This window comes from Mesorhizobium sp. M0601, assembly GCF_040320845.1.
Classification (GTDB): Bacteria; Pseudomonadota; Alphaproteobacteria; order Rhizobiales; family Rhizobiaceae; genus Mesorhizobium.
Genome location: NZ_JAMYQK010000005.1, coordinates 94,093 through 118,306, shown reverse-complemented (window position 1 = coordinate 118,306; position 24,214 = coordinate 94,093). Strand labels below are relative to the sequence as shown.

Sequence of the window (24,214 nt, the reverse complement as noted above, 5' to 3'; positions counted from 1 at the left end):
TTGAGTGAGCGCCGTCCTTGCAAAGAGCGGATGGTCCGCTGATGCGACTCAGTCGGCCTGCTTAATCTCCGGGGCCGGTTCAGTCGGCGGGCCTGGCGTGCAATCCTGGCCAGTGCATTCCTGCACGGGATCTTTCGCCGGCGGGAGACAATTTTGGCCTTCACAATGAACGGGCGGCTGCGTTGTTGCGGCTTTATTGTTCTGCGGCACAGGCCGATCCTCAGCGCGAACGGCCGGCATTCCAAGGTCGATCATGGCCGTGCACAAGAGCGCAATCCGAAGCAAGTTCATTTTCGCCTCCGCAACTGACAGCGAGACGCAGATTATATCTTCGAACTGCGGCCAACATCCTGTCACCCGCGAACGGCGTTAACAGTGCGTTTCATTGCCGGTCGGAAGGGCGTACCGATTGAGATCGAGCGTCATCCTCTTCCTGGCGAAATAGCGCCAGAAACGGAGCTTTCGGCCAGAGGTGACTGAAGCCAACCTTCCGATTTTTCTGTACACCTGTTCGAAGGGTTCGAGGTGCGTTAGGGCCTCGCATATTCGAGGTTTTCAGTTCTTTCACGGGGGAACGTACATGACGGCGTTCAACAGCGTCCGTTTCCGGGTCAAGCCGGGTAGTGAAGACGAATTCGTCGAACTGTTCAGCAGCGCTCCGCGCAATTTCGAGGGATTGCGAAAAATGGCTCTCATCAAATCGGGAGATGGCGCCTTCTTCTCGATTGGAGAGTGGGACACGTTTCAGCATATGGTCGATGCCAGGCCCAAAATGCTGGGCAATCTTGATCGGTTCCGGCATACGTTGCAGCAGCTTGAGGGCGGATATACGGATGCTGTTTCCGGCGAGGCTGTCTTCGAAACGGACGGCAGGAGCAGCGGCAGGTCGGTATAGTTTCGCACTTCGAAAAGCTTATGCCGTGCGCCACTTCCCGGCTCTATCACCTAAACCGCACATTCCCCCTGGAAAGCTCTGCCACCGACCTGCATCCCATCAGCCGCATGTCGCGTTCGATCTCGGTTCGCATCAGGCCGAGTGCCCGTTCGACGCCGGCCTGTCCGGCGGCTGCCAGCGGGAAGAGATAGTAGCGCCCGACGCCGACGGCCTTGGCGCCCAACGACAGGGCTTTCAGCACATGCGTGCCGCGCTGGACGCCGCTGTCGATGATGACGTCTATCTTGTCGCCCACCGCGTCAACGATCTCCGACAGCTGGTCGAAGGGGCTGCGCGAGCCGTCCAGCTGCCTGCCGCCATGATTTGACAGAACGATACCGGTGCAGCCGATGTCGACGGCTTTTCTGGCATCGGCGACGCTCATGATCCCCTTCAGGCAGAACTGGCCGTTCCAGAAGCGGACCATGTCTTCGACGTCCTTCCAATCCAGCGATGGATCGAGGATCTCGGTGAAATAGCGGCTGATGGAAAGCGCTCCGCCACCGAGATCGATATGGCCGTCCAACTGCGGCAGGCTGAACTTTTCGTGTGTCAAATAGTCGATAGCCCATCTCGGCTTGATCGCGAACTGCATCATGCCGCCGAGCGTAAGCCGAAAGGGGATGGAAAAGCCGGTCCGCAGGTCACGCTCGCGGTTTCCGCCGGTGACGCTGTCGACCGTCAGCATCATCACCTCGACGCCGGACGTCTTGGCGCGCTCCATCATGGCGCGGTTCAGGCCGCGATCCCTGTGAAAATAGAACTGATAGACCTGCGGCGTCCTGTGCGTGCGGACTTCCTCCAGGCTGACCGTGCCGAGCGACGAGACGCCGAACATCGTGCCGAACTTCTCCGCCGCCGCGGCGACGACGCGCTCGCCGCTATGGTGAAACAGTCGCTGGAGAGCCGTCGGCGAACAATAGACCGGCATCGCCAGCTTCTGGCCCATGACGGTGACCGACATGTCGACCTGTCCGACGCCGGCAAGGACGTTGGGGACGAGATCGCAGTCCTCGAACGCCGCCGTGTTGCGCCGCAGCGTCGTCTCGTCGTCCGCGCCGCCATCGATATAATTGAAGATCGGACCTGGCAGGCGCTGTTTTGCCAGCCGGCGGAAGTCCTGAAAATTATAGCAGCTTTGCAATCTCATGAAATCAATCGGGTATATGCCGGGCCCGATGTCAAGCCTGTGCCATTGTCGATCGCCGGCGCTCTCGCCTCAGCCCGCCAGAGCGCCAACCGACTCCCGCTCCACCAGCGGGCATTCGAGCTTGGTGATGGGATAGCGGCCACGACCGGGAGCAGCGGGGACTTCGAGCTGCTCGATCGCCCATTGTCCCATCGCCATATGCGGCAGGATCGACGTCGTCAGCGGCGGGAACAGATGCCGCGCGATCTCCTCGTCGTCATAACCGATCACCGAAATATCCCGGGGGATGTGCAGGCCGGCCTCCTTCAGCGCCTCGTAGCAGCCGATCGCGGTGCGGTCGTTCTGGCAGAAGATGGCGGTCGGCCGGTCCTTCAGCGCCAAGAGCTTGACGGTCGCGGCATAGCCGGCGCTCGCCGACCAGTCGCCTTCGACGACCAGCGCCGGGTCGAACGGGATGTCGGCTGTCGCCAGCGCCCGGCGGTAACCCTTCAGGCGGTCCTGCGCCGCCTGCATCCAGGGCTCGCCGGTAATGGTGGCGATACGTCTGTGGCCATGGCTGATCAGGTGCCGGGTCGAGCTCTGGCCGCCGGCGATCTCGCTCGGCACCACGGCGGGGAAGGCATAGTCGGCGGTGTAGCAGTTGAGCAGGATGACCGGAATGTCGAGGCCGTAGAGATAGTCCGGCGCGACGATCTCGCGGGTGAAAATGGTCATGTAGATCAGCGCCGAAATGCCCCGCTTGGTCAGAGCCGCGATGGCACGGGGCTCCATCACCTCGTCGCCCATGGTCTGCGCCACCAACACGACATTGCCGGCGTTCCACGAGGCTTGCCGCGCCCCTTCAATGGCGACGACCGCCTCCGGGCTGGTCGCCAGTTGGTCGACTGCGAAGCCGATCACGCCATCCAGCCCGCCGAATGCGGCAACAGGGGCTCGCAAGGCAGAAAACACCGGCGGCGAATAGCCCAGCGTTCGTGCGGTCTCAATCACCCGCTCTCGGGTTTGCTGCGACAGCCTTATGCCCGGCGTGTTGTTGAGGACGAACGAGACCGTCGCCTGCGAACAGCCTGCGGCCCTGGCGATGTCGGTCATGGTGACGCGGCCCTTGGGGTTTTTCCCGGACGGCTTTCGCCGTCTGGTACCCTGAAGGACCGCATCCCGAAGTGGTTCGTTCACGTCGTTAGTCCCTCGAATTTCGCATTTATAAGGCAAAGCGGCGCTAATAGATATAATCTACCCTCTTACGCGATTTAGTCGCCAATCCCAAGCGGCAGCGACTCGGAAGATCTCTCTTTTGTGGCGAGAAATCCGGATCAACTAATACTCTTTACTAATATCTGCCTATAACGTCAATCCGTCATGCCCGGACGACATCGGACCGTGCATGTTCGGAATGCAAGCCAGCCTGGTATTGGACGGTTCCCGTTAGCCGAAGTTCGCCTGCCGTTTCGGGAAATGTCAGACAAATCGGACTATTTACGAACGGCGAATGAGTCTCTAAAGTCGATGATCGCGGCTGGAATGGCGTCGTTCCTCGCTGCCGGAACCCTGAGGAGGAGGGCGTCCAAGCCGCGTCGGCACGTTCATCATCAGCGAAAATTACTGAGTCAAATGGGAGGTTGAATATGAAATCTGTGATACGAAATGCGTCCGTCGCCGCTGCGGCCCTGCTGCTCGGCCTGTCCGTCAGCGCAATTGCGCGGGCCGACGACAAGCCGACACTGGCCTTCGTCGTCAACGGCGCTTCCGATTTCTGGAAGGCGGCCGAAGCCGGCGTCAAGAAGGCTCAAGGCGAACTGCCCAATTACAATCTGGAGCTCAAATATCCGGAGCAGTCCTCGGTCGCCATCCAGCAGCGCCTGATGGACGACCTGGTGACGGCCGGCGTGAAGGCGATCATGGTCTCGGCCGTCGATCCCAAGACGTCGACCGACGGGCTGAACAAGATCGCCTCGGAAACGGCGTTGTTCACCACCGACAGCGACGCACCGCAGACCAAGCGTGTCGCCTATATCGGCTCGTCCAATGTCGATGCCGGCAAGCAGGCGGCAGAGATCGCCAAGAAGGCCATGCCTGACGGCGGCAAGTGCCTCGGCTTCGTCGGCCTGCTCGGCGCCGACAACGCCAAGGAGCGCATCCAGGGCATGAAGGAAGGTCTCGCCGGCACCAAGATCGAATTGGTCGACGTGCGCGGCGACGACATCGATCAGGCTCGCGCCAAGAAGAACGTCGAGGACGCGCTGGTCGCCAGCCCCGACGTCACCTGCATGGTCGGCTTCTATTCCTACAACACGCCGCGCATCTATGAAGCGCTGCGCGATGCCGGCAAGCTCGGCCAGATCACCGTCGTCGGCTTCGACGACGATCCGATCACGCTGGGCGGCGTCAAGGAAGGCACCGTCGCCGCCACCGTCGTGCAGCAGCCCTTCGAATGGGCCTATCAGGGCATGAAGCTGATGGCTGCCTATCTCGAGGGCGACAAGTCGGGCATTCCCGCCGATGGCCTGATCATCATCCCGACCAAGATTATCGGCAAGGACGATGTCGACGCCTACGCCGCCAGCCTCAAGGCGATGTCTGGAAACTGAGCAAATTAGGTTGCGCCGGCTCAAGGTTCGTCTTGAGCCGGCGTTCTATTGACGGGCCTCGCGAGGCCCGTCAGTCTGAGACCAAACGGCTCACCGGCTGCTGTCAGGCGTGATGAATTATTCCGACCCATCCATCGTTGCATCCACGGCCGCTCCGTTCCTGAGCCTCGACGGTGTGCGCAAGACCTATCCCGGTGTCGTCGCGCTGGACGGATTCTCGATGGACGTAAGGCCCGGCGAGGTCATCGGCCTGGTCGGCGAAAACGGCGCCGGCAAATCGACGCTGATGAAGATCCTCGGGGGCGTGACCAGGCCGGACACCGGCACCATCACCGTCGATGGCGTCGCCCATGACGGGCTGACTGTCGAGGCAAGCATCGGCTCGGGCATCGCTTTCGTCCACCAGGAACTCAACCTGTTCGAAAACCTCGACGTGGCCGCCAATATCTTCTTTGGCCGCGAACCGCTGCGCGCCGGGCCGCTCAAGCTCGTCGACCGCGCCAGGCTGCGAGCGCAGGCGGCGCCGCTGCTCAAACGCGTCGGCGCCAATTTCTCGGCCGATACGCCGGTATCGGCGCTGTCGCTGGCCCAGCAGCAAATGGTCGAGATCGCCAAGGCGCTGTCGATCAAGGCGCGGCTGGTCATCCTCGACGAACCGACATCGAGCCTGCCGATCGCCGAAACCGACAAGCTGCTCGGTGTCATCAAGGCGCTGAAGGCAGACGGCATCAGCGTCATTTTCATCTCGCACCGCCTGCACGAGGTCGAGCGCGTCGCCGACCGCGTCGTCGTGCTCAGGGACGGCATGCTCGCCGGAACCTTGCCGAAGAGCGCCATCAATCACGACCAGATGGTCAAGCTGATGATCGGCCGCATGCTGAAGGAGCGCGAGAAGGCCGCGGAATCGGCGCGCCCGCCGGGCTCTGTCGCGCTGTCGGTCAAGGCCATTCGCACCGCTGCCTATCCCGACCGGCCCGTCGACCTCGATGTCAGGCATGGCGAGATCCTCGGCCTCGCCGGTCTCGTCGGCTCCGGCCGGACGGAGCTGGCGCGCGTCCTGTTCGGCATCGACAAGAGCTTTGGCGGCTCGTTCCAGCTTGACGGAAAAGATCTGGTTCTTGGTTCGGCCGCGGACGCAGTGGCCAACGGTATTTTCCTCGTCCCCGAGGATCGCAAGCTGACCGGCATCCTGCTCGACCTGTCGATTGCCCAGAACATTTCGCTGCCCAATCTGCCGGCGCATTCGCGGCGCTCGCTGGTCTCGGCCGGCGCGGAATCCGCCACCGCCGAGAAGCAGAAGACCGATCTCGGCATCAGGGCGCCCTCCGTCCAGACGCGCACCGGCACGCTGTCCGGCGGCAACCAGCAAAAGGTCGTGCTGGCCAAATGGCTGGCGATGAAGCCGAAGGTGATGATTCTTGACGAACCGACCCGCGGTATCGACATCGGCGCCAAGGCCGAGATCTACGGGCTGATGCGGGCGCTGGCCGATGCCGGCGTCGCCGTGCTGATGATCTCCAGCGACATGGAGGAGGTGATCGGCGTTTCCGACCGCATTGCCGTCATGCATGAAGGCCAGATCTCGGGCATTCTCGACAAGGACCGGTTCAGCCAGGAAAACGTGCTGCTGCTGGCGGTCGGCAAGCAGCCGAAGTAGTTCGCAGGCACTGGGAGAAGACGATGAGCAAGAAAGATCTCGGCCTGCTGATCCTGATCCTGGTGGTCGGCGCGGTGGTGGCAATCATCAACCCACGCTTCCTGCTGCCGATCAATCTCGCCAACACCTCGAACCTGATCGGGTTGTTCGGCATCCTGTCGATTGGCCAAGCCTTCGTCATCATCACCGGTGGCATCGAATTGTCGGTCGGCTCGGTGGTTGCGCTGCTCGGCGTGCTGTTCATCGACTTCATCGCCACGCGCGGCATGGCCTGGCCGGTCGCCCTGCCGCTGATCCTGGTGCTCGGCGGCATCATCGGGCTGGCGCATGGCTGGCTGATCACCCGGCTCAAATTGCAGCCTTTCGTGGTGACTTTGTGCGGCCTGTTGATCTATCGCGGCGTGGCGCGCTTCTACACCGCTGACGGCACCGCCGGCTTTGCCTTCGGACAGAACTTCCCGGAACTCGAGTTCCTGACGGCGGGGCGGTCCTGGGGCGTGCCGAACAGCTTCATCGCGCTGATCGTCATCGCCGTCGTCATGTGGGTGGTGCTGCACCGGTCGGTGTTCGGGCGCTATCTCTATGCCATCGGCAAGAACGAGGAAGCGGCAAAATATTCCGGCATCCGCACCGGCCGCATCGTCATGGCCGCCTATGTCATCTGCGGCGTGCTGACGGCGCTGTCAGCTATCTATTTCGCCATGTACACACGCTCGATCTCGCCGGCGAGCCACGGCCAGTTCTACGAGCTCTATGCCATCGCGGCCGCGGTGCTCGGCGGCTTCTCGCTGCGAGGCGGCGAAGGCTCGCTGATCGGCGTCCTGCTCGGCACCGTGCTGCTGCAGGAGCTGCAGAACCTCGTCAACCTGCTCGGCATCCCGTCCTCGCTCAACTTCGCCGTCATGGGCGGGGTGATCCTCATCGGCGTGCTGGTCGACCAGCAATGGGGCGTGTTCAGGGCGCGGCGGCGGATGCTGGAAGCCACACGCAAGGGCGTGGCGGGTGCTGCCGCTGAGTGACGCAAAAATAGCTGGATGAAATACGCCGACTGCCATGGCAGGTGGCGTGAGAGAGTCAGCCGGAGCTTCGCGACAGCAGTTCAGGTCGGTCTCTATTTGGAACGAAACCCGTATCTGAGCGTTTATTTAAGCTTTGCTGCGCGGAGGCGTCCCATGCCCACGAATCCAGTTAGTACCGCCAAAGTAGGAACTCACCCCCTCCACCCGATGCTGATACCTTTTCCTGTCGCGTTTCTTGTCGGTGCGTTTGTCACCGACCTGGTTTTCTGGGGGACTGCCGATGCCTTCTGGGCACGGGCATCGATGTGGCTGATCGGGGCAGCCATCGTAATGGCCCTTATCGCTGCGACAGCCGGTTTTATCGACTTCCTCAACGAGCCGCGCATTCGCGCCTTGTCCGACGCCTGGTACCACATGCTGGGCAACTTGACCGCAGTCGTTGTGGCACTGATCAATTTCTACCTTCGCTATGCTCAAGGCGCCGAAGCCGCGGTCCGACCATGGGGCGCGCTCTTGTCGTTCATCGTGGTCTGCATATTGCTGTTCACCGGCTGGAAGGGCTGGGAGATGGTGTATCGGCACCACGTTGCAGTTCTGGATACACCAGCGGATGCGCCAGCGAAGCCTTCGACAACCACTGCCACGGATACTCGTCACGCTGGTCGGGACCGGCACGCCGCATGAGGCCATAATCCCGAAAACTGGATACCGATTTCCAAAAAGATATCGGTTAGACAAGTAGCGCCCATACCGAATGCATCGGATGGGCTCTACTTCAGATAAGGCCCGACATGTCGGAGAAGGCCATGGCCTTGCGCAGCACCTCGGCGAAGCGCTCGCCGGCGGCTTCACGAGGGCCGCTATTGTCGATCGAGGTGACACCCGGTCCGGACAGCGCCACATTGGCACTGCGCGCCAGCCGTGCCAGCACTTCGCCGCGCGATTCGCGACCGCGCAATGCCAGCCGCTCGGCCAGGATATCCGGTGTAGCCGTGATCTCGACGACCGCCAGATTGGCGTAGCGCTCCCGCAGCGCCGGGATGATCGCGCGCGAGACGTTGGCGATCGCGACACGGCCGTTTGAGACCGACCAGTCGACTTCGGCCGGGATGCCATAGCGCAGGCCATGCGCCTCCCAGGAAATGGCGAAGGCGCCATCCGCTTCGGCCTCGACGAAGGCAACGTCGGCGAGCGTATCGTGATCCTCGGTGGCCGCATCGCTCGGCCGGGTGATCACCCGGCGCACGAACTCCAGCCGGCTCTCGTCGGCAAACACGGCGCGCGCATAGCCGATCACCGTGTCCTTGCCGGCACCGCTCGGCCCGACGACGGCGACGAAGACACCGTCGCGGATCGGAAATCCCGTAGCGGACAATTCACGCTCGACCGATGCCGACACCATCATGCGACCCGGCGTCCCTGCCGCCAGACCGTGCGGACGACCGGGACATGGTCGTCGACGCGCACGCGAACCAGATCGGCGCGCCGGCCGGGCTCGATGACACCGCGATCGGTGAGGCCGACCGCCTCGGCCGGGTTCTTCGAGACCATCGCCACCGCCTGTGGCAAGGAAATGCCCTCGACCACGTCGCCGAGGAAGAAGGCTGACTGGATCAGACTGAAGGGAATGTAGTCCGACGACAGGATATCGAGCAGGCCATCGCCGGCCAGCGTGCGGGCCGAGACATTGCCCGAATGCGACGCGCCGCGCATGACGTTCGGCGCGCCCATCAATACGCCGAGCCCTGCCTTTTTCGAAGCCCGTGCTGCCTCCTCGGTGGTCGGGAACTCGGCGACGCGCACACCTTGCTCGATCGCTTCGTCGACATGGCCGACGGTCGCGTCGTCATGGCTGGCGAGCACGATGCTGCGCTCATGACAAGCCGCGGCGATGAAGCTGCGGTTCGGGCTCGAATTCCTCGCCGATTCAGCCATCCGCTTTTCGCAGAATTTCTGGAAATCGCGATCGGTCAGCTTCAGCTTGCGCTGGTAGTAATAGGCGTAGGTTTCCAAATTGACGAACTGGCGCTGTCCGGGCGCATGGTCCATCAGCGACGCCAGCCTGACCCGCTCGTCGCCGTCGAAATTGGCGAAGGCCGTGAGGCAGTCCGGCGCCGAAACCTCGCAACGCAGATGGAGGAAATGGTCGGCCCTGAGCCGGTCCTGCTGTACGCTGTCCTCGATCGCGTCGGCCAGCTTGCGTATGTCGGCGGCCGTCAGGTCGGCATCCTCGTCCATGCCGACACGCAAGGCGTCGAGCACGGTGGTGATGCCGGCGGTCGCCACCTGGGCGTCATGCGCGAGCACGGCTGCGATCGGGTTCCAGCGCACTTTCGGCCGCGGCGCGTAATGGCCTTCGAGATGGTCGGTATGGAGCTCGACCAGGCCAGGGATGATGAAGTCGCCGCCCATGTCCTCGCCGCTGCGGCCAGCGCCGGGATCGATGGCGGCGATCACCCCGTCGCGCAGCACGATCGACCCTTCGACGATCTGGTCGGCCAGCACGATACGGGCATTGTCAAGAACGGTCTCGGCAGTCATTTCAGGCAGTCCTTGCAGCATTTTGCAGCCAATTGAAAATGAATTGGCGTCGCACTATCCGGTTGAAGCAAATAGCCATTTAGGCAGTTCTTCTGGCCGGGCGGCGCCCGAGCGCGTGATGCGACAGCACCATGAACGGCGCACCCGGTTCAGTTTCCACAAACAGCGTCAGCGCGTCCACCGCCACCGGCCGTTGCAGCACGTCCGTAAACAGGCTGTCGATTGCTAGGCGAAGACGAGGGCTTTCCTGTGACGACACCCGGCCGGACAGCGTCATATGGAAGCGAAACGTCTCGAAGACATAGGGATAGCCCCACTGGCAGAGATTGCGGAACTCGTCGGGCTTCAGCGAATCGGGGCTGCGCCGTTCGATCTCGGCTTCCGTCAACGGCGCGCGGAAGCGGTCGAAGTCGCGCACAACGTCGTCGGCGAAGCGGTTGAGCGCCGGCAGCGGTGCTTCCGGCACCAGCGCGAAGAAGCCGTCGATCTGGCTGACGACGAGGCGCGGGATCGTAACCAGCGGCGTCGCCTCGGCAAAATCGTCGAGTGCTGCACGAAGCGACGTTTCCGTCTCGTTGGAGGCCAGTCTGAAGGGCGCCTTCAGTGTCGCATGAAAGCCATAGCGGCGCGCCGAGGCGGTATGGAAGGCAACTTCTGCCGCCGACAACTCGCCCGCAGCCTCGACCGGCTTTGTGGCGGCACCGAATGGGTCGCGGGCGAGCCAGTCGGCAGCGATCCGTGCCAGCGGTTCGTCCTGTCGGGGGGTGAAATAGATCGCGTAGCGCATCGAAAGTCCTCGTCAGCCCCGCTGCCATAGGTGATTTCCATGACGAATTGACGAAGCTTTGCGGCGTTTTCGGTAACAAAACCACACAGCCGGGTCGTTAGCCGACGATTTTTCGCTTGGACCAGCGGTTGGGGCGAAGGGGAAGTGGTTAGGCCTTCATCAGCCATTCGTGCTCGGGCGCGTTGTGGAATTTCCACGTCCGCTTCGGTCCGGCCATGACGTTGAGATAATAGAGATCATAGCCGTGGCAGGCGGCGCAGGGGTGATAACCCTTGGGGACCAGCACGACGTCGCCGTCCTCGATCGCCATCGCCTCGTCGAGCGAACGAGCACCGTTCTGGTCGGCATCGGTGTAGACGCGCTGGAAAGCAAAGCCCTGTGGCGGGTTGAGACGGTGGTAATAGGTCTCCTCGAGATAGGATTCAGCCGGCAGATTGTCCTGGTCGTGCTTGTGCGGCGGATAGCTCGATGTGTGGCCGCCGGGTGTGATGACCTCGACCACCAGCAAGGAATCGGCCGGCTTGCCTTCCGGCAGGATGTTGGTGACGTAGCGCGTGTTGGTGCCTTTGCCGCGAACCTCCTGGCCGAGATCGTCGGGCGCGATGACACGGACCGGCAGACCGCCGCCCAGTCCTGGCGCCGAACAGACGGCAAGTTCGAGATCGGTATCGGCGCTCACCGACCACTCCGACCCCTGCGGCACATAGACCGACCAAGGCTTGCCTTCGAACGGCGACATGCGTTCGCCCAGCAAGCCGAGATCCTTGCCGCCGGCCTTGGCCTTGCCCTTGCCGGTGACGAACACCAGGCAGACCTCACGATCCGCGGTTTGCCCGGAAGCGCTCTCGCCGGGCCTGAGCCGATGCACATCGAAGCCGACATAGGTCCAGCCGGCGTTTTGCGGCGTCACATGAGCGACGCGGCCGTGGCCCTTATTGGCTTTGACGAGCAGCTTCGACATGGTCATTCCTTCGGTTCGGCGTCCGCCGATGACTTGTCCTCGTCAGCCGGCTTGTAGAGGTAGAAAAACTGCCAGACGGCATAGCCGGCGAAGCCGAGCGCGATCACGCCCCAGAACGGCGTGCCGGTGGCGAATTCGATCACCGACCAGACCAGGCAGACCGCGACAACGGCGACGCGCCGCCACAGCGGCCGGAAAAACGGGTGCTCGGAGTCTTTCATCGGATCACCCCCGGCATCGGATCAGCCCTTCCTCGCGAGCCTCAAGCATTGGGAAAGCCTTTTGTCTCCACCGTATAGCCGACCGCTGTCATCAGCCGCATCAATTCCTTGTAGCCGACCTGCGCCATCTTGAGCGGCGGGTTCTTCTTCGGATCCTGCTCGGCCTCGACCACGAACCAGCCCTCATAGCCATGGTCGGCGAGCCTCTGGACGATGGCGCCAAAATCCAGCGAGCCATCTCCCGGCACGGTGAAGGCACCAAGCGCCACCGCATCGAGAAAGGATTGCCTGCTACGATCCAGCTTGTTGATCACCTCCATGCGTACGTCTTTCACATGCACGTGGTTGATGCGCCGGTGGTGGTTATCAATAGCGCGCAGCACATCGCCGCCGGCAAAGGCCAGGTGACCCGCGTCGAGCAGCAATGGAATGCCTTCTCCCGAATAGCGCATGAAGGCATCTAGCTCTGGCTCGGTCTCAACTACTGCCGCCATATGATGATGGTAGGAGAGCGGCATGCCTTGCCCTGCACACCATTCGCCGAACTCGGTTAGCCGCCGGGCGTAGGCTTTCATTTCCTCGTCCGGAAGCCTGGGCTTGCTGGCGAGCGGCTTCGAGCGGTCGCCCTGGATGGAGCGGCCGACTTCACCATAGACGATGCATGGCGCGTTCACCGCCTTGAACAGGTCGATCATCGGCTGGATACGATCCTTGTTCTTCGCCATGTCTTCGTCGACCAGCGTCCCCGAGAACCAGCCGCCGCAAAGCGTCACGTCGGCCTCTTTCAGGATCGGCAGCATGATTTGCGGATCGTTGGGAAAGCGGCGGCCCATTTCCATTCCGGTAAAGCCAGCCGAGCGCGACTGGCGCAGGCACTCCTCCAGCGACACATCATCGCTGAGTTCGGCGAGATCGTCGTTCCACCATGCAATGGGGGACATGCCCAGTTTGGCTTTCAAGTCGTCACTCCAGTTTCAGACATTCGAGGCGCGTTCGCGGATGGCTAAAGAACCCGCCCGCTCAGCGCTTCCTCATATTTCTTGCGCGCCGCATTCACTTGCGGCCGTGCCGAGACTTCCGGCACTGCGACATCCCACCAGCTTCCACCGGCCTCGGTCGAAACCAGCGGGTCGGTGTCGATGACCAGCACCGTCGTTCGCGTGTTCTTCTTCGCTTGCACCAACGCCGTTTCCAGCCCGGCGATCGATGGCACTTTTTCGGCAATCGCACCCATGCTCGCAGCATGCGCGGCGAAGTCGATCTCGGGCAAGGCTTCGTGACGGGCGTCCTTCAGCAGATTGTTGAAGTTGGCGCCGCCGGTCGCCATCTGCAACCGGTTGATACAGCCATAGCCGCGGTTGTCGAGCAGCACGATGGTCAGCTTGAGGCCGAGCATCACCGAGGTCGCGATCTCGGAATTGAGCATCAGGTAGGAGCCGTCGCCGATCATGACCACGACCTCTTCGTCCGGCTTGGCCATCTTGACGCCAAGCCCGCCGGCGATTTCATAGCCCATTGTCGAGAAGCCGTATTCTGCGTGGTAGGAGCCGGGCGCGCCCGCCTGCCATAGCTTGTGCAATTCGCCGGGCAAGCCGCCGGCCGCATGAAGCAGTACCACGCCGGAGCCCATGGCGCGCTGTACTGCGCCGATCACTTGCGCGTCGGACGGATAGGCGGCATTGGTCGACGCCGTCACCTTGTCGGCATCCGCTTGCCAGTCCTTCTTGCCCGTGATCGCATTGTCGGTCCAGCCTGAAGGGGCCTTCCAGCCTTTCAGCGCCGCAGCGAGTTCGGCGAGCCCTTCCGCCGCATCGGCGACCAGCGGCAGCGCCTGGTGCTTTCCGGCGTCAAAAGGCTGCACGTTGAGCCCGATGATGGTCCTGCCGGCATGCTTGAACAATGCCCAGGAGCCGGTGGTGAAATCCTGCAGTCTGGTGCCGACGGCAAGCACGACGTCGGCCTCTTCGGCCAGCCTGTTGGCCGCCGAAGTGCCGGTAACGCCGACCGCGCCCATGTTCAACGGATGATCGTCCGGGAGCGAGGATTTGCCGCCTTGCGTCTCACAACCTGGAATGCCGGCGCCTTGCACCAGTTTTGCCAGCTCCTCGGATGCCTGCGAATAGAGTACGCCGCCGCCCGCGATCACCAGCGGCTTTTTCGCCGCTTTGAGTACCGCGACTGCGGCCGCCAGTTCGTTGCGGTCCGGGCGCTGCCGTCGCGGCGTCCAGAGTCGCTCGGCAAAGAAACTCTCGGGGTAGTCATAGGCCTCGGCCTGCACGTCCTGGCACAGCGCCAGCGTCACCGGGCCGCATTCGGCGGGATCGGTCAGCACCTGCATGGCGCGGTTGAGCGCCGGCATGATCTGCTCCGGCCGCGTGATGCGGTCGAAATAGCGCGACACCGGGCGGAGGCAGTCATTGACCGTCGCCGTGCCATCGGAAAAATCCTCGGCCTGCTGCAGGACGGGATCGGGAATGCGATTGGCGAAGACGTCGCCAGGCAGAAACAGGACAGGCAACCTGTTTACATGCGCAAGTGCCGCAGCGGTCACCATGTTGAGCGCGCCGGGGCCGATCGAACTGGTCGCGGCCATGAAGCGGCGGCGGAAATTGGCCTTGGCGTAGGCGATCGCCGCATGCGCCATTGCCTGCTCGTTATGGGCACGGAAGGTCGGCAGTTCGTCGCGAACCTGGTAGAGCGCCTCGCCGACGCCGGCGACATTGCCGTGGCCGAAGATCGCCCAGACTCCGCCGAAGATCGGCACTTTCTTGCCGTGCATCTCGGTCATCTGTCGGGCAAGAAAGCGGGTCAGCGCCTGCGCCATCGTCAGGCGGATTGTCTTGGTCATGTCGGTTCCTCCGCAGTGCTTATGTCGCGCCTTCTTATGCTGCTTTGCGACCGCGCGCGGCAAGCCATGCCTCGGTCAGTTTTTCGAAACGCGATGCCATGTCGGCCACCGCCTCCTCGTCCGACATCTTGCCGGCAAGCCATTGTTCGGCCGCGTTAATGAAGATGGTGCGGCCGACAGCGAAGCCTTTGACGATAGGCGCCTTGGCGGTGGCGGCGAAGGCCGCTTCCAGCTCGTCCTGCGGCGCTTCCAGGCCAAGCAGCACAATTCCACGGCACCACGGATCGTGCTTCAGGATCACCGCTTCGATCTTTGCCCATGCGCCGGCCGATGCCTGCGGTTCGAGCTTCCACCAATCGGGCTTGATGCCGAGTGCGTAGAGTTCCTCGAGCGCGCGCGGGATGGTCATGTCGTCGAGCCTGCCGTGCTTGCCGGCGATGATCTCGACCAGAAGTTCTCTGCCCATTTTCCGCGCGGCCTCGAACAAAGCGCGCAGTTTCTGCTGCTGTTCGCTCTTCAGCGCCGCGGGATCGTCGGGATGATAGAAGCACAGGCACTTGATGCAGTGGTCGACCGGCCATTCGGTCAGTTGCGAACCTATGTCTTGCGAGAACTCGAAGCGAAGCGGCCGCGAACCCGGCAACTCGACCGGCCGGCCGAGCCAGGCGAAGGAATGGTGGGCGAATTCGAACATCGCCTCGCGTCCGTATTTTTCGTCGAGCAGCATGCCGTAGCCGGCGCGGCCAGCCGCGACCTTGGCCGCAGCCTTGACCGTCAGCACCTTGAAAGCCGGGATTCGCGACGGATCGGCGCCGGCTTTTGCCGCGACATCCTCCAGCTGGACGCGGTGGTCGCAGGCGAACGCCATCAGCGAGGGGATGTCGCGCCGGCGCGTGGTCGCCCAATGGATGTGATTGATCGCCTCGTCCTTGCGCAGCGCCAGATGCTTGCTGCCGTTTTTCAGGAAGAACTGCAATTCCTCGAAAGTCGGGTATTCCGGTGCGCAGAGGAGCCGCGACACGGCAAAGGCGCCGCAGGCATTGGCCCAGGTCGCCGCCGTCGCCAGGCCTTCCTCGCCGAGCCAGCCGCGCAGGAAGCCCGACATGAAGGCGTCGCCGGCGCCGAGCACATTGTAGACCTCGATTGGAAATCCCTTGCCGACGATACCGTCCTCGAGGTCGTCGCTGATCGGCCCGTCATAGACGATGCAGCCCATGGCGCCGCGTTTCAGCACGATGGTTGCCGCCGACAGCGAGCGGATGGTTTTCAGCGCGCTCAGGCAATCGTCTGCGCCCGAGGCGATCATGATTTCCTCTTCGGTGCCGACGATGAGATCGCAATCGGGCAGCACCGTCTTCAACTGCGCCGAGACGCGGTCGGATTTCACATAGCGCTCGAAGCCTTCGGCGTGGCCGGCGAGACCCCAGAGGTTGGGGCGGTAGTCGATGTCGAACACCACCTTGCCGCCCTTGGCTTTCATGACACGGATCGCCTTGCGCTGGGCGGCGTCGCTGTTGGGCCGTGAAAAATGCGTGCCGGTGACGACGACCGCGCGTGCCGAAGCGATAAACGCCTCATCGATATCGTCTTTCGAAAGCGCCATGTCGGCGCAATCGCTGCGATAGAAGATCATCGGCGAGACGCCTTCATCCTCGACCGACAGCAGCACCAGGGCGGTCAGCCGCTCCGGATCGGTCTTGAGGCCTTGGACCGAAACGCCCTCGCGGGTCAGCTGCTCGCGGATGAAGCGGCCCATCTGCTCATTGCCGACGCGGGTGAGCAGCGCCGAGCGCAGGCCGAGCCTGGCAGTACCGACCGCGATATTGGCCGGACAGCCGCCGACCGACTTGGCAAAGGAAGTAATGTCCTCGAGGCGCGAGCCGATCTGCTGACCATAGAGATCGACGGAAGCGCGGCCGATGGTGATAATGTCGAGCGGCGCATGTCTCGCTTCCACGGCTTCGCCCATTCGAACCTCCCATCGGCTTTGTTGTTTTGGGTAACACGCGCGAGCGGCAGCGTGGCGCCGGCAATATGAAATAATAATTCCAATCCATAGTCAATATGGAACGAGCATTCCCAAGGCTGAAAAGTGCTGTGCAAGGCTCGCGCGTTCAGAAACTTTGAAGTCAGACGAACGTCAAGTGTCTACCACTGAAACCAGCTGATTTACCAAGGAAGCGGGCCATCATCGTTGAAGTACCCGGCGGTCGGGCCATCGGCGTCCAAGGTCGCCAGGTGAATGACGATCTCGGCCGCCTGCTGCACCGTGCGGTGACCTTTATACCCGTTGAGATCGGTGGCAGTGTAGCCGGGCGCCGCGGCGTTGACCTTGATGCCTTGCGGCGCGAGCTCCCTGGCGAATGCCACCGTGATGGCGTTCAAGGCTGTCTTGGAGCTGCCGTAGCCCATCATGTTAACGGCGTGGTTCGCAGTGGCGGGATCGAGCGCCCGGCCGATGGACCCGGTGGAGCTGCTCACCATCACGATCCGGGCAGCAGGTGCTGCTAGCAGCAGCGACAGGAATGCCTGGGTCACGCGGATCGGGCCGAAGACATTGACGTCGTAGGTGGCCTGGATGTCGGCGATCCGCTGCTGGCTCGGCGGCAGGTCGTAATTGATGGCGACGCCGGCGTTGTTCACCAGCACGTCGAGGCAGGGGCTGGCCTGCCTGAATGCCTCGGCTGCCGCCTTCACACTGTCATCCCGCGTGACGTCCAGCTCAAGCCACTCCACGTCGAGGCCTTCGGCGCGCAATGCCTGCGCCGCCGCCATGCCGCGTTCGGCGCTCCTGGCGCCGAGCCAGACCTTGAAGCCCTTGGTCGCCAGTTGCCGGGCGATTTCACGGCCTATACCCTTGTTGGCGCCGGTCACCAGCGCGCTTTTCGATGTCGTCATATCGGTGTCTCCATGTTTGCTGTGGAAGACCCACAAATGGCGCGAGACAGCGGGCGCCGCGCGCCGGAAATTCTCCGGTTCTTGCCTAATCCTCTCACGCTGTTGCGCAGCCGGTGCGAATGCGCGATGCTGGCGCAATGAGCGAAGCGCTGCAGGAGTTGATCGAGATCGCCAGCCGTCATGCGCGCGGGCGACGAACAAGAACGGCGATTCCCCGCGTTTCGATCGGCCGCAGCGAAGTCGCCACGGCGCCAATACCAGGGGTGTGGGGGTCGGGGATCTTATTCGTACTGCAGGGCGCGAAGACGGTTCTGATCGGCGACCGGGCTCTTCGTTACAATCCGGCCAGCTATTTCATCTATACTGTCGAGACGCCCACCATCAGCCAGATAATCGAAGCGAGCGCGGCGCGTCCTTACCTGGCCATTGGCTTGACCCTTGACCTGCAGGCCGTCGCCGCGCTCCTCGTCGAGCACGCGCCGGCCCTCAGGGGCGATAGTTTCTCCACCTCTCCCGCTGATGACGACCTGCTCGACGCGTTGCGTCGAATGCTGCGGCTGCTTGACCGGCCAGCGGAGATTCCCGTGCTCGCGACCATGATCGAGCGAGAGGTGCTGTTTCGGCTCCTGCAAGGCCCGCAAGGCGGAAAGCTTCGTGAACTTGCGCGCGCCGATGGCCATCTGTCCCGGATTGGCCGGGCGATCGCCTGGATCCGTTCGCATCCCCATCAGCCGGTCCGGGTCGGCGACCTGGCCGAGATTGCCCGTATGAGCAGTGCTGCGTTTTATCGTCACTTCAAGGCGGCGACGGCCATGAGCCCAATCCAGTATCAAAAGCAAATCCGCTTGCTGGAAGCCCGCCATCTGCTGATTGCCCAGCCGGGCAACGTCGCACGTGTCGCCTTCGCCGTCGGCTATGAGAGTGCTTCCCAGTTCAGCCGGGAGTATGCCCGCCAGTTCGGGTCGCCGCCTGCACGCGACGCAGCGCGGCTTTCGGCAGAAGGCGAAACGGCAATAGAGGTGATCTAAGGCTTGCGCTTGCGGCCGCTGTCGCGCCGCTTCTCGCCGACCGCGACGGTCAGCGCCATAGCCAAAGCCATCGTCGCCGACAGCGAGCGGAAGCCGGCGAAATCGGCCTCGGCGACCTCGAACCAGACCCTGGCGAATTGGGCGAGTGGCGAAAAGGAGCTGTCGGTAATCGCCACGATCGGCACGCCTTGCTCCGAAATGACGCGCGCCTCCTCGATGGTGGCCGGGGCATAGGGCGAAAAGCTGATGGCGATCACGGCGTCCCTTGGAGAGGCAAAGCCGATCATCTCTGCATTGAGGCCGGCGGCCGATTCGATCAGCTGGTTGCGGATCTTGAGCTTGCCCAATGCATAGGCGATATAGGAGGCGACCGGGTAGGAGCGCCGCTTGGCCAGCACGTAAATGGTTTCGGCCTTGGCCAGCACGGTGATCGCATCTTCGAAATGGTCTTCATTCAGCGTGCGCGAAATGTCGTTGAGCGAGGTACTGGCTGCGGCAACAAAACCGTCGAAAATCGCGCGGTGGCCGGCGCCTTCCTCGGCCTTGGCGCGCAATGCCGCCAGCCTTTCATCATAGGATGAGTTGCGCTCGCGCAGGCGCTCGCGAAACACCAACTGCAGGCTGGTGAAACCATCAAAACCAAGCTGCTGGGCAAAGCGGATCAGGGTCGAAGGCTGGACACCGGCGGAAGCGGCGATGCTGGCAGCGGTGCCGAAGGCGATATCGTCTGGGTTGTCGAGCGCATAGGCGGCGATTTGGGCGATACGTTTCGGCAGGCTCTGACGCCGCTCCAGTATCGTCGCCCGCAGCGTCTCGAAATCGCGCGGCACCCGTTCGTCCATCGTCGCTCCGCCTAGGCTCATCGTCTGGTTCCCTCTGTGGCCCATCATAGCGGGCCTGTGCAAGAACACCATAAAAAATGAGACAAGCGTTCCATCTGCAGACAAAATGGACTAATTCATCCACACAAATTTTGCGCACAGGGAGGCAAGCGGATGGTCGGGGTAGGTCTTATCGGCACGGGTTTCATGGGCAAGTGCCACGCCATTGCCTGGAACGCGGTCGGCACCGTCTTTCCCGATGTGGCCAAGCCAAGGCTGGTCCATCTGGGCGAGGTCAACGAGGATCTTGCCAAACGCCGTGCCAGCGAATTCGGCTTCGCCAAGGCGTCCGGTGACTGGCGCGCCGTCGTCGACGACCCGGATGTCGATGTCATCTCGCTGACCACGCCGAACCAGTTCCACCCGGAAATGGCCATCGCCATCCTCGAAGCCGGCAAGCATCTGTGGTGTGAAAAACCGATGGCGCCAAGTTTTGCGGAGGCGCAAGCAATGGCTGCGGCGGCCCAAAAGTCCGGCAAGGTGGCCGCGCTCGGCTATAACTATATTCAGAATCCAGCGATCCGCCATATCGGCGCGCTGCTCGACGAGAAGATCATCGGCGAGGTCAACCATCTGCGTATCGAGATGGACGAGGACTTCATGGCCGATCCGGAGGCGCTGTTCTTCTGGAAGCACGAGGCGGCGTCCGGTTACGGCGCGCTCGACGATTTCGCCGTGCATCCGCTGTCGCTCATCGCCGTACTGTTCGGCCGCGTTGCCCGCGTCATGTGCGACATGGCCAGACCCTATGCCGACCGCCGCGTCGCCTCGGGCGGGCGCCGCGCGGTCGAGACCTACGACATCGCGAGCATCCTGATGCATCTCGAAAACGGCATCGCCGGCACGCTGCTGGTCAACCGTTCGGCCTGGGGCCGCAAAGGCCGGATCGCCATCCAGATTTTTGGCTCGAAGGGCTCGATCCTGTACGACCAGGAGCGGATGAATGAGTTCCAACTCTATCTGACGGCCGACCGGCCGACCGAGCAAGGCTATCGCACCATCCTGGTGGCGCCGCATCATAAGCCTTATGACGCCTTCCTGCCGGCGCCCGGCCACGGCCTTGGCTTTAATGACCTCAAGATTATCGAATGCCGGGAACTGTTGACGCGACTTGCCGGCAAGCCGGCGCGGATCATCGATTTCGACGAAGGCCTGGAGATCGAGCGCACGGTGCACGCGATGGCGCGCTCGTTCGCGGAACAGCGCTGGATGGAGGTGCGGTAGTAAGCCCGCGCTGGTCTCCCCTTCCCCCCTTGTGGGAGAAGGGGAGACCGAGCGAAGCTCGGTCGGATGAGGGGTGTTGGACGGATCGCTACAGCGAAGAAATAACCGCTTAAAATCCCTCAATATTTTTGCGCCGAGTTTCTTCCAGCACCCCTCATCCGGCTCGGCGCTGCGCGCCGATCCACATTCTCCCACAAGGGGAGAAGGTGAAGTGCTCAGGCGGCTCCTGGCCGGCCGGCGATCATGGCGCGGCGCACCGACCGGCGCTGCTCGACGGCGTCGGCAAGGCCGTGCAGCACGGTCTCGGTGGTCGCCCAGTCGATGCAGCCATCGGTGATGCTCTGGCCATAGAGGAGCGGCTTGCCGGGCACGACATCCTGCCGGCCGGCGACAAGGTTGCTCTCGATCATGACGCCGATGATGCGCTCGTCGCCTGCCGCGATCTGGCCCGCCACGTCAGCCGCCACCAGCGGCTGGTTTTCCGGCTTCTTGTTGCTGTTGGCATGACTGACATCGATCATCAGCCGAGGTGCCACGCCGATCCGGCCGAGCTCAGCGGAGGCAGCAGCTATGCTTGCCGCGTCGTAGTTGGGCACAATGCCGCCGCGCAGGATGACGTGGCAGTCCTCGTTGCCGGTGGTCGTCGCGATGGCGCTGCGCCCACCTTTCGTCACCGCCATGAAATGGTGCGGCTGGGCGGCGGATTTCACCGCCTCGGCCGCGATCCGCAAATTGCCGTCGGTGCCGTTCTTGAAGCCGACCGGGCAGGACAGGCCTGATGCGAGTTCGCGGTGGATCTGGCTCTCGGTCGTGCGCGCGCCGATCGCGCCCCAGGCGACGAGGTCGGCAATGTATTGCGGAGTTGTCATGTCGAGGAACTCGGTCGCTGAGGGAAGGCCGAGATTGTTGACCGCCGAGAGCACGTTGCGGGCCATCCGCAGACCCTTGTCGATGTTGAAGCTGCCGTCGAGGTCGGGATCGTTGATCAGGCCCTTCCAGCCGATCGTCGTGCGCGGCTTCTCGAAATAAACCCGCATCACGATCTCCAGCCGGTCCGACAGGTTTTCACGCAGCGATGCCAAACGGCTGGCATAGTCTACGGCGGCGGCCGGGTCGTGGATTGAACAGGGGCCGACGACGACCACCAGCCGATCGTCGGTGCCGGTCAGCACCGCGTGGATCGCATTGCGTGACGCGGCAACGGTGCGCGTCGCCGTCAGCGTGCGCGGTATCTCCCGCATCACCTCGTCCGGCGTGCTCAATTCCCTTATTTCTTTGACCCGAAGATCGTCTGTGGTCGTCAACACGGCTTATGCTCCTGATTGGGAGACCTGCCGGCTGAAACAAAAAAGCCGCCAGGTCTGGCGGCTGTTCGGATATTGTTGCTGCAATCTTCAGATCGAGCGCAATCCTCCCGCCGCCAGCGAGCTCATAAAGTACCAATATGTGGCGGTCAGGTTGATCATGAGGGCTGATATAGTCGATGCGGATGCGCTTGTCACGTGCCTGGTGAGGAGGAGGTTTACTCCAGCCCATTCGCGATTGGCTGAAGCCCCCCGAACTTCGTCATCCTCGGGTCTGCGCCGCGTCGCTGCGCTCCTTGCTCCGCCCGTGGATGACGAAGCGTTCCGCTAGACTTGCCGGCGTTATTCCGGCGACGACCCGGCGACGCTCTGGTCGTAATCGACCAGCGACCCGGTCATGACGCCGGACTGCGGGCTGATCATATAGCTGATCAACCGGGCAAGCTGTGCCGGCTTCACCAATTGACCCATCGGCTGCGCGGCCTCGGCCCTTTCCAGCCAGTCGTCCGGGGCGTCGTGCCATTTCTTCTGCACGATCGCCTCGCCTTCGGTGTCCATCCAGCCGGGCAGCACCGCATTGCAGCGGATGCGATTGCCGCGATAGGCATTGGCGACATTCTTGGTGAGTGTCGCCAGCGCTCCCTTGCTTGACGAATAAGGCGCCAGGAACGACTGGCCGCAATGCGCCGACATCGACAGCACATTGACGATCGAGCCCGGTACCTGGCGCGCCAGCAAATGCGCCACCACGCCCTGCATCAGGAAAAACGGGCCGCGCACATTGGTCTGGAATATCTGGTCGAACAGATCCTCGGAGGTCTCGACCAGCGAGCCGCGAGCCGAGGTGGCAGCGGCGTTGACCAGCGCGTTGACGGAACCAAAATGGCCAATCGCCGTTTCGACCGCACGCTTGCAGTCGGCCACTTTTGAGACGTCGGCGCTGATGAAGATGGCATCGACGCCTGCCCCCTTGAGGATGGCGACAGCCTTGTCGCCCTTCTCCTGCGAGCGGCCGATCAGCGCCAGCGCCCGGCAACCCTCATCGGCCAGCGCTTCGGCGACGGCAAAGCCGATGCCTTGTGCGCCGCCGGTGACGATGGCGCGTGTTTCGGAATTGCGACCGGCTGAACCGTTCATCGCCTTGCTCCTGTGCTTGATAGTCAGATTGTTTTGTCGAGGCGGACGGTCTTGCCTTCCTTGGCCGATTTCAGCGCCGCATCCGCCAGCCTGAGCGCCACCAGCCCGTCCTTGCCGCTCGGCGCCGCCTTCTTGCCTGACGTCGCTGCCGCGATGAAGGCAGCGATCTCGTTGGCATAAGCGTCGAGATAACGGGTCATGAAGAAATCGTGCAGCGGCGGCCGCGTATAGCCTTTCTCATTGGCCAGTTCGATCGACACCGGCCGCTGGTTCTCGGCCGCAATCATGCCTTTCGAGCCATGCACCTCGATGCGCTGGTCGTAGCCGTAGGTGGCGCGGCGCGAGTTGGAGATAACGCATTGCTTGCCGGAGGCAGTTTCGAGGATGACGCTGACGCTGTCGAAGTCGCCGGCCTCGCCGATCTTCTTGTCGACCAGCACCGAAGCATGCGCGCTGACCGCCACCGGCTCCTCGCCGAGCAGGAAGCGCGCCATGTCGAAATCATGAATGGTCATGTCGCGGAAGATGCCGCCCGAGCGGCCGATATAGTCGAGCGGCGGCGGGCCGGGATCGCGCGAGGTGATTGTCACCATTTCGACAGTGCCGATGGCGCCGTCGTCGATCGCCTTGCGCACGGCGGCAAAATGCGGATCGAAGCGGCGGTTGAAGCCGACCATCAGGGTGGCGCCGGCCTTGTCGACGATGGCCAGGCATTCTTCCACTCTGCCGGCGTCGAGATCGATCGGCTTTTCGCAGAAAATCGCCTTGCCCGCTTTGGCGAAGCGTTCGATCAGATCGGCATGGGTATCGGTCGGCGTGCAGATGACGACCGCATCGATATCGCCGGCCTTCTCGATGGCATCGATGCTGCGCACTTCGGCGTCATAGGCAGAGGCCAGATCGGTCGCCGCCTTCTCGAAGGCGTCGGCAACCGCAACCAGCCTGGCCTGCGGATTGGAACCAACGGCGCGAGCATGGACCTTGCCGATACGGCCGGCACCGAGAAGAGCAAAGCGAAGAGGCATGAAGAATTTTC

22 protein-coding genes are annotated in these 24,214 nt (G+C 62.8%); 7 read left to right on the top strand and 15 right to left on the bottom strand.

Annotation, left to right across the window (positions count from 1 at the left end; genetic code table 11):
* The first annotated feature begins 580 nt into the window (after positions 1–580).
* Complete coding sequence (locus tag NKI41_RS07650; protein WP_352619465.1) at positions 581–895, top strand: antibiotic biosynthesis monooxygenase family protein; 315 nt, start codon at positions 581–583, stop codon at positions 893–895.
* Positions 896–941: 46 nt separating this feature from the next.
* Here the strand turns inward: NKI41_RS07650 and NKI41_RS07645 are convergent, their stop codons facing one another.
* Positions 942–2,084: an alpha-hydroxy acid oxidase gene (locus tag NKI41_RS07645; protein ID WP_352682270.1), complete on the bottom strand. Its 1,143-nt coding sequence runs from the start codon at positions 2,082–2,084 to the stop codon at positions 942–944.
* Positions 2,085–2,153: 69 nt separating this feature from the next.
* On the bottom strand, positions 2,154–3,176 hold the full coding sequence (locus NKI41_RS07640; protein ID WP_352472394.1) for a LacI family DNA-binding transcriptional regulator: 1,023 nt from the start codon (positions 3,174–3,176) through the stop codon (positions 2,154–2,156).
* 533 nt (positions 3,177–3,709) lie between these two features.
* On the opposite strand from NKI41_RS07640, the gene NKI41_RS07635 reads away from it, so the two are divergent.
* From NKI41_RS07635 to NKI41_RS07620, 4 genes are all read left to right on the top strand, one after another.
* Positions 3,710–4,672, top strand: coding sequence for a sugar-binding protein (locus tag NKI41_RS07635; protein ID WP_352472338.1), 963 nt, complete (start codon positions 3,710–3,712; stop codon positions 4,670–4,672).
* Between the two features lie 112 nt (positions 4,673–4,784).
* A complete protein-coding gene (locus NKI41_RS07630; RefSeq protein ID WP_352472337.1) occupies positions 4,785–6,329 on the top strand; it encodes a sugar ABC transporter ATP-binding protein in 1,545 nt (514 codons plus the stop codon).
* A gap of 23 nt (positions 6,330–6,352) precedes the next feature.
* Positions 6,353–7,348: an ABC transporter permease gene (locus NKI41_RS07625; protein ID WP_023677502.1), complete on the top strand. Its 996-nt coding sequence runs from the start codon at positions 6,353–6,355 to the stop codon at positions 7,346–7,348.
* A gap of 153 nt (positions 7,349–7,501) precedes the next feature.
* Positions 7,502–8,032, top strand: coding sequence for a DUF2231 domain-containing protein (locus tag NKI41_RS07620; RefSeq protein WP_023677503.1), 531 nt, complete (start codon positions 7,502–7,504; stop codon positions 8,030–8,032).
* A 91-nt stretch (positions 8,033–8,123) separates the two neighbouring features.
* Here the strand turns inward: NKI41_RS07620 and phnN are convergent, their stop codons facing one another.
* The 9 genes from phnN to NKI41_RS07575 form a co-directional block, all read right to left on the bottom strand.
* Positions 8,124–8,753: a phosphonate metabolism protein/1,5-bisphosphokinase (PRPP-forming) PhnN gene (phnN, locus tag NKI41_RS07615; RefSeq protein ID WP_352464731.1), complete on the bottom strand. Its 630-nt coding sequence runs from the start codon at positions 8,751–8,753 to the stop codon at positions 8,124–8,126.
* Complete coding sequence (locus NKI41_RS07610; protein ID WP_352682268.1) at positions 8,750–9,889, bottom strand: alpha-D-ribose 1-methylphosphonate 5-triphosphate diphosphatase; 1,140 nt, start codon at positions 9,887–9,889, stop codon at positions 8,750–8,752. The genes phnN and NKI41_RS07610 overlap by 4 nt, the downstream gene beginning before the upstream one ends.
* A 79-nt stretch (positions 9,890–9,968) precedes the next feature.
* On the bottom strand, positions 9,969–10,676 hold the full coding sequence (locus NKI41_RS07605) for a DUF1045 domain-containing protein (protein ID WP_352472333.1): 708 nt from the start codon (positions 10,674–10,676) through the stop codon (positions 9,969–9,971).
* 148 nt (positions 10,677–10,824) lie between these two features.
* The gene (iolB, locus tag NKI41_RS07600) at positions 10,825–11,637 is read right to left on the bottom strand and encodes a 5-deoxy-glucuronate isomerase (protein ID WP_352682266.1); all 813 of its coding nucleotides are present in this window, start codon (positions 11,635–11,637) and stop codon (positions 10,825–10,827) included.
* Positions 11,638–11,639: 2 nt separating this feature from the next.
* The gene (locus NKI41_RS07595) at positions 11,640–11,858 is read right to left on the bottom strand and encodes a DUF3329 domain-containing protein (protein ID WP_352453009.1); all 219 of its coding nucleotides are present in this window, start codon (positions 11,856–11,858) and stop codon (positions 11,640–11,642) included.
* A 41-nt stretch (positions 11,859–11,899) separates the two neighbouring features.
* The gene (gene iolE, locus NKI41_RS07590; RefSeq protein WP_352682263.1) at positions 11,900–12,817 is read right to left on the bottom strand and encodes a myo-inosose-2 dehydratase; all 918 of its coding nucleotides are present in this window, start codon (positions 12,815–12,817) and stop codon (positions 11,900–11,902) included.
* Between the two features lie 44 nt (positions 12,818–12,861).
* Positions 12,862–14,706, bottom strand: coding sequence for a 3D-(3,5/4)-trihydroxycyclohexane-1,2-dione acylhydrolase (decyclizing) (gene iolD, locus NKI41_RS07585; RefSeq protein ID WP_352682260.1), 1,845 nt, complete (start codon positions 14,704–14,706; stop codon positions 12,862–12,864).
* 34 nt (positions 14,707–14,740) lie between these two features.
* Positions 14,741–16,675 carry a bifunctional 5-dehydro-2-deoxygluconokinase/5-dehydro-2-deoxyphosphogluconate aldolase gene (locus tag NKI41_RS07580; RefSeq protein ID WP_352472329.1) on the bottom strand — a complete coding sequence of 645 codons (1,935 nt, stop codon included), beginning with the start codon at positions 16,673–16,675 and terminating at the stop codon, positions 14,741–14,743.
* Positions 16,676–16,875: 200 nt separating this feature from the next.
* A complete protein-coding gene (locus NKI41_RS07575; protein WP_352472328.1) occupies positions 16,876–17,604 on the bottom strand; it encodes an SDR family oxidoreductase in 729 nt (242 codons plus the stop codon).
* A gap of 137 nt (positions 17,605–17,741) precedes the next feature.
* Here NKI41_RS07575 and NKI41_RS07570 point away from each other — a divergent pair, with 137 nt between their 5' ends.
* Entirely contained in the window at positions 17,742–18,632 is an 891-nt protein-coding gene (locus NKI41_RS07570) for an AraC family transcriptional regulator (protein ID WP_352682258.1), read from the top strand.
* Here the strand turns inward: NKI41_RS07570 and NKI41_RS07565 are convergent.
* Entirely contained in the window at positions 18,629–19,474 is an 846-nt protein-coding gene (locus tag NKI41_RS07565) for a MurR/RpiR family transcriptional regulator (protein ID WP_352540037.1), read from the bottom strand. The genes NKI41_RS07570 and NKI41_RS07565 overlap by 4 nt on opposite strands.
* A gap of 153 nt (positions 19,475–19,627) precedes the next feature.
* On the opposite strand from NKI41_RS07565, the gene NKI41_RS07560 reads away from it, so the two are divergent.
* Positions 19,628–20,737 carry a Gfo/Idh/MocA family protein gene (locus NKI41_RS07560; protein ID WP_352682256.1) on the top strand — a complete coding sequence of 370 codons (1,110 nt, stop codon included), beginning with the start codon at positions 19,628–19,630 and terminating at the stop codon, positions 20,735–20,737.
* A 215-nt stretch (positions 20,738–20,952) separates the two neighbouring features.
* Here the strand turns inward: NKI41_RS07560 and NKI41_RS07555 are convergent, their stop codons facing one another.
* The 3 genes from NKI41_RS07555 to iolG all read right to left on the bottom strand — a co-directional run bounded on the left by NKI41_RS07555 (position 20,953) and on the right by iolG (position 24,203).
* On the bottom strand, positions 20,953–22,044 hold the full coding sequence (locus NKI41_RS07555) for a 3-deoxy-7-phosphoheptulonate synthase (protein WP_352682253.1): 1,092 nt from the start codon (positions 22,042–22,044) through the stop codon (positions 20,953–20,955).
* 339 nt (positions 22,045–22,383) lie between these two features.
* Positions 22,384–23,178, bottom strand: coding sequence for an SDR family oxidoreductase (locus tag NKI41_RS07550; RefSeq protein ID WP_352682250.1), 795 nt, complete (start codon positions 23,176–23,178; stop codon positions 22,384–22,386).
* A 23-nt stretch (positions 23,179–23,201) separates the two neighbouring features.
* Positions 23,202–24,203 (bottom strand): inositol 2-dehydrogenase, encoded by a 1,002-nt coding sequence (gene iolG, locus NKI41_RS07545; protein WP_352682248.1) that lies wholly within the window; start codon positions 24,201–24,203, stop codon positions 23,202–23,204.
* Positions 24,204–24,214 lie beyond the last annotated feature (11 nt).

Excerpts from the sequence above, each read along its gene's own strand:
- NKI41_RS07650 (WP_352619465.1), top strand. The coding sequence starts at position 581 with ATGACGGCGTTCAACAGCGTCCGTTTCCGGGTCAAGCCGGGTAGTGAA.
- NKI41_RS07645 (WP_352682270.1), bottom strand. The coding sequence starts at position 2,084 with ATGAGATTGCAAAGCTGCTATAATTTTCAGGACTTCCGCCGGCTGGCA.
- NKI41_RS07640 (WP_352472394.1), bottom strand. The coding sequence starts at position 3,176 with ATGACCGACATCGCCAGGGCCGCAGGCTGTTCGCAGGCGACGGTCTCG.
- NKI41_RS07635 (WP_352472338.1), top strand. The coding sequence starts at position 3,710 with ATGAAATCTGTGATACGAAATGCGTCCGTCGCCGCTGCGGCCCTGCTG.
- NKI41_RS07630 (WP_352472337.1), top strand. The coding sequence starts at position 4,785 with ATGAATTATTCCGACCCATCCATCGTTGCATCCACGGCCGCTCCGTTC.
- NKI41_RS07625 (WP_023677502.1), top strand. The coding sequence starts at position 6,353 with ATGAGCAAGAAAGATCTCGGCCTGCTGATCCTGATCCTGGTGGTCGGC.
- NKI41_RS07620 (WP_023677503.1), top strand. The coding sequence starts at position 7,502 with ATGCCCACGAATCCAGTTAGTACCGCCAAAGTAGGAACTCACCCCCTC.
- phnN (WP_352464731.1), bottom strand. The coding sequence starts at position 8,753 with ATGATGGTGTCGGCATCGGTCGAGCGTGAATTGTCCGCTACGGGATTT.
- NKI41_RS07610 (WP_352682268.1), bottom strand. The coding sequence starts at position 9,889 with ATGACTGCCGAGACCGTTCTTGACAATGCCCGTATCGTGCTGGCCGAC.
- NKI41_RS07605 (WP_352472333.1), bottom strand. The coding sequence starts at position 10,676 with ATGCGCTACGCGATCTATTTCACCCCCCGACAGGACGAACCGCTGGCA.
- iolB (WP_352682266.1), bottom strand. The coding sequence starts at position 11,637 with ATGTCGAAGCTGCTCGTCAAAGCCAATAAGGGCCACGGCCGCGTCGCT.
- NKI41_RS07595 (WP_352453009.1), bottom strand. The coding sequence starts at position 11,858 with ATGAAAGACTCCGAGCACCCGTTTTTCCGGCCGCTGTGGCGGCGCGTC.
- iolD (WP_352682260.1), bottom strand. The coding sequence starts at position 14,706 with ATGACCAAGACAATCCGCCTGACGATGGCGCAGGCGCTGACCCGCTTT.
- NKI41_RS07580 (WP_352472329.1), bottom strand. The coding sequence starts at position 16,675 with ATGGGCGAAGCCGTGGAAGCGAGACATGCGCCGCTCGACATTATCACC.
- NKI41_RS07575 (WP_352472328.1), bottom strand. The coding sequence starts at position 17,604 with ATGACGACATCGAAAAGCGCGCTGGTGACCGGCGCCAACAAGGGTATA.
- NKI41_RS07570 (WP_352682258.1), top strand. The coding sequence starts at position 17,742 with ATGAGCGAAGCGCTGCAGGAGTTGATCGAGATCGCCAGCCGTCATGCG.
- NKI41_RS07565 (WP_352540037.1), bottom strand. The coding sequence starts at position 19,474 with ATGGACGAACGGGTGCCGCGCGATTTCGAGACGCTGCGGGCGACGATA.
- NKI41_RS07560 (WP_352682256.1), top strand. The coding sequence starts at position 19,628 with ATGGTCGGGGTAGGTCTTATCGGCACGGGTTTCATGGGCAAGTGCCAC.
- NKI41_RS07550 (WP_352682250.1), bottom strand. The coding sequence starts at position 23,178 with ATGAACGGTTCAGCCGGTCGCAATTCCGAAACACGCGCCATCGTCACC.
- iolG (WP_352682248.1), bottom strand. The coding sequence starts at position 24,203 with ATGCCTCTTCGCTTTGCTCTTCTCGGTGCCGGCCGTATCGGCAAGGTC.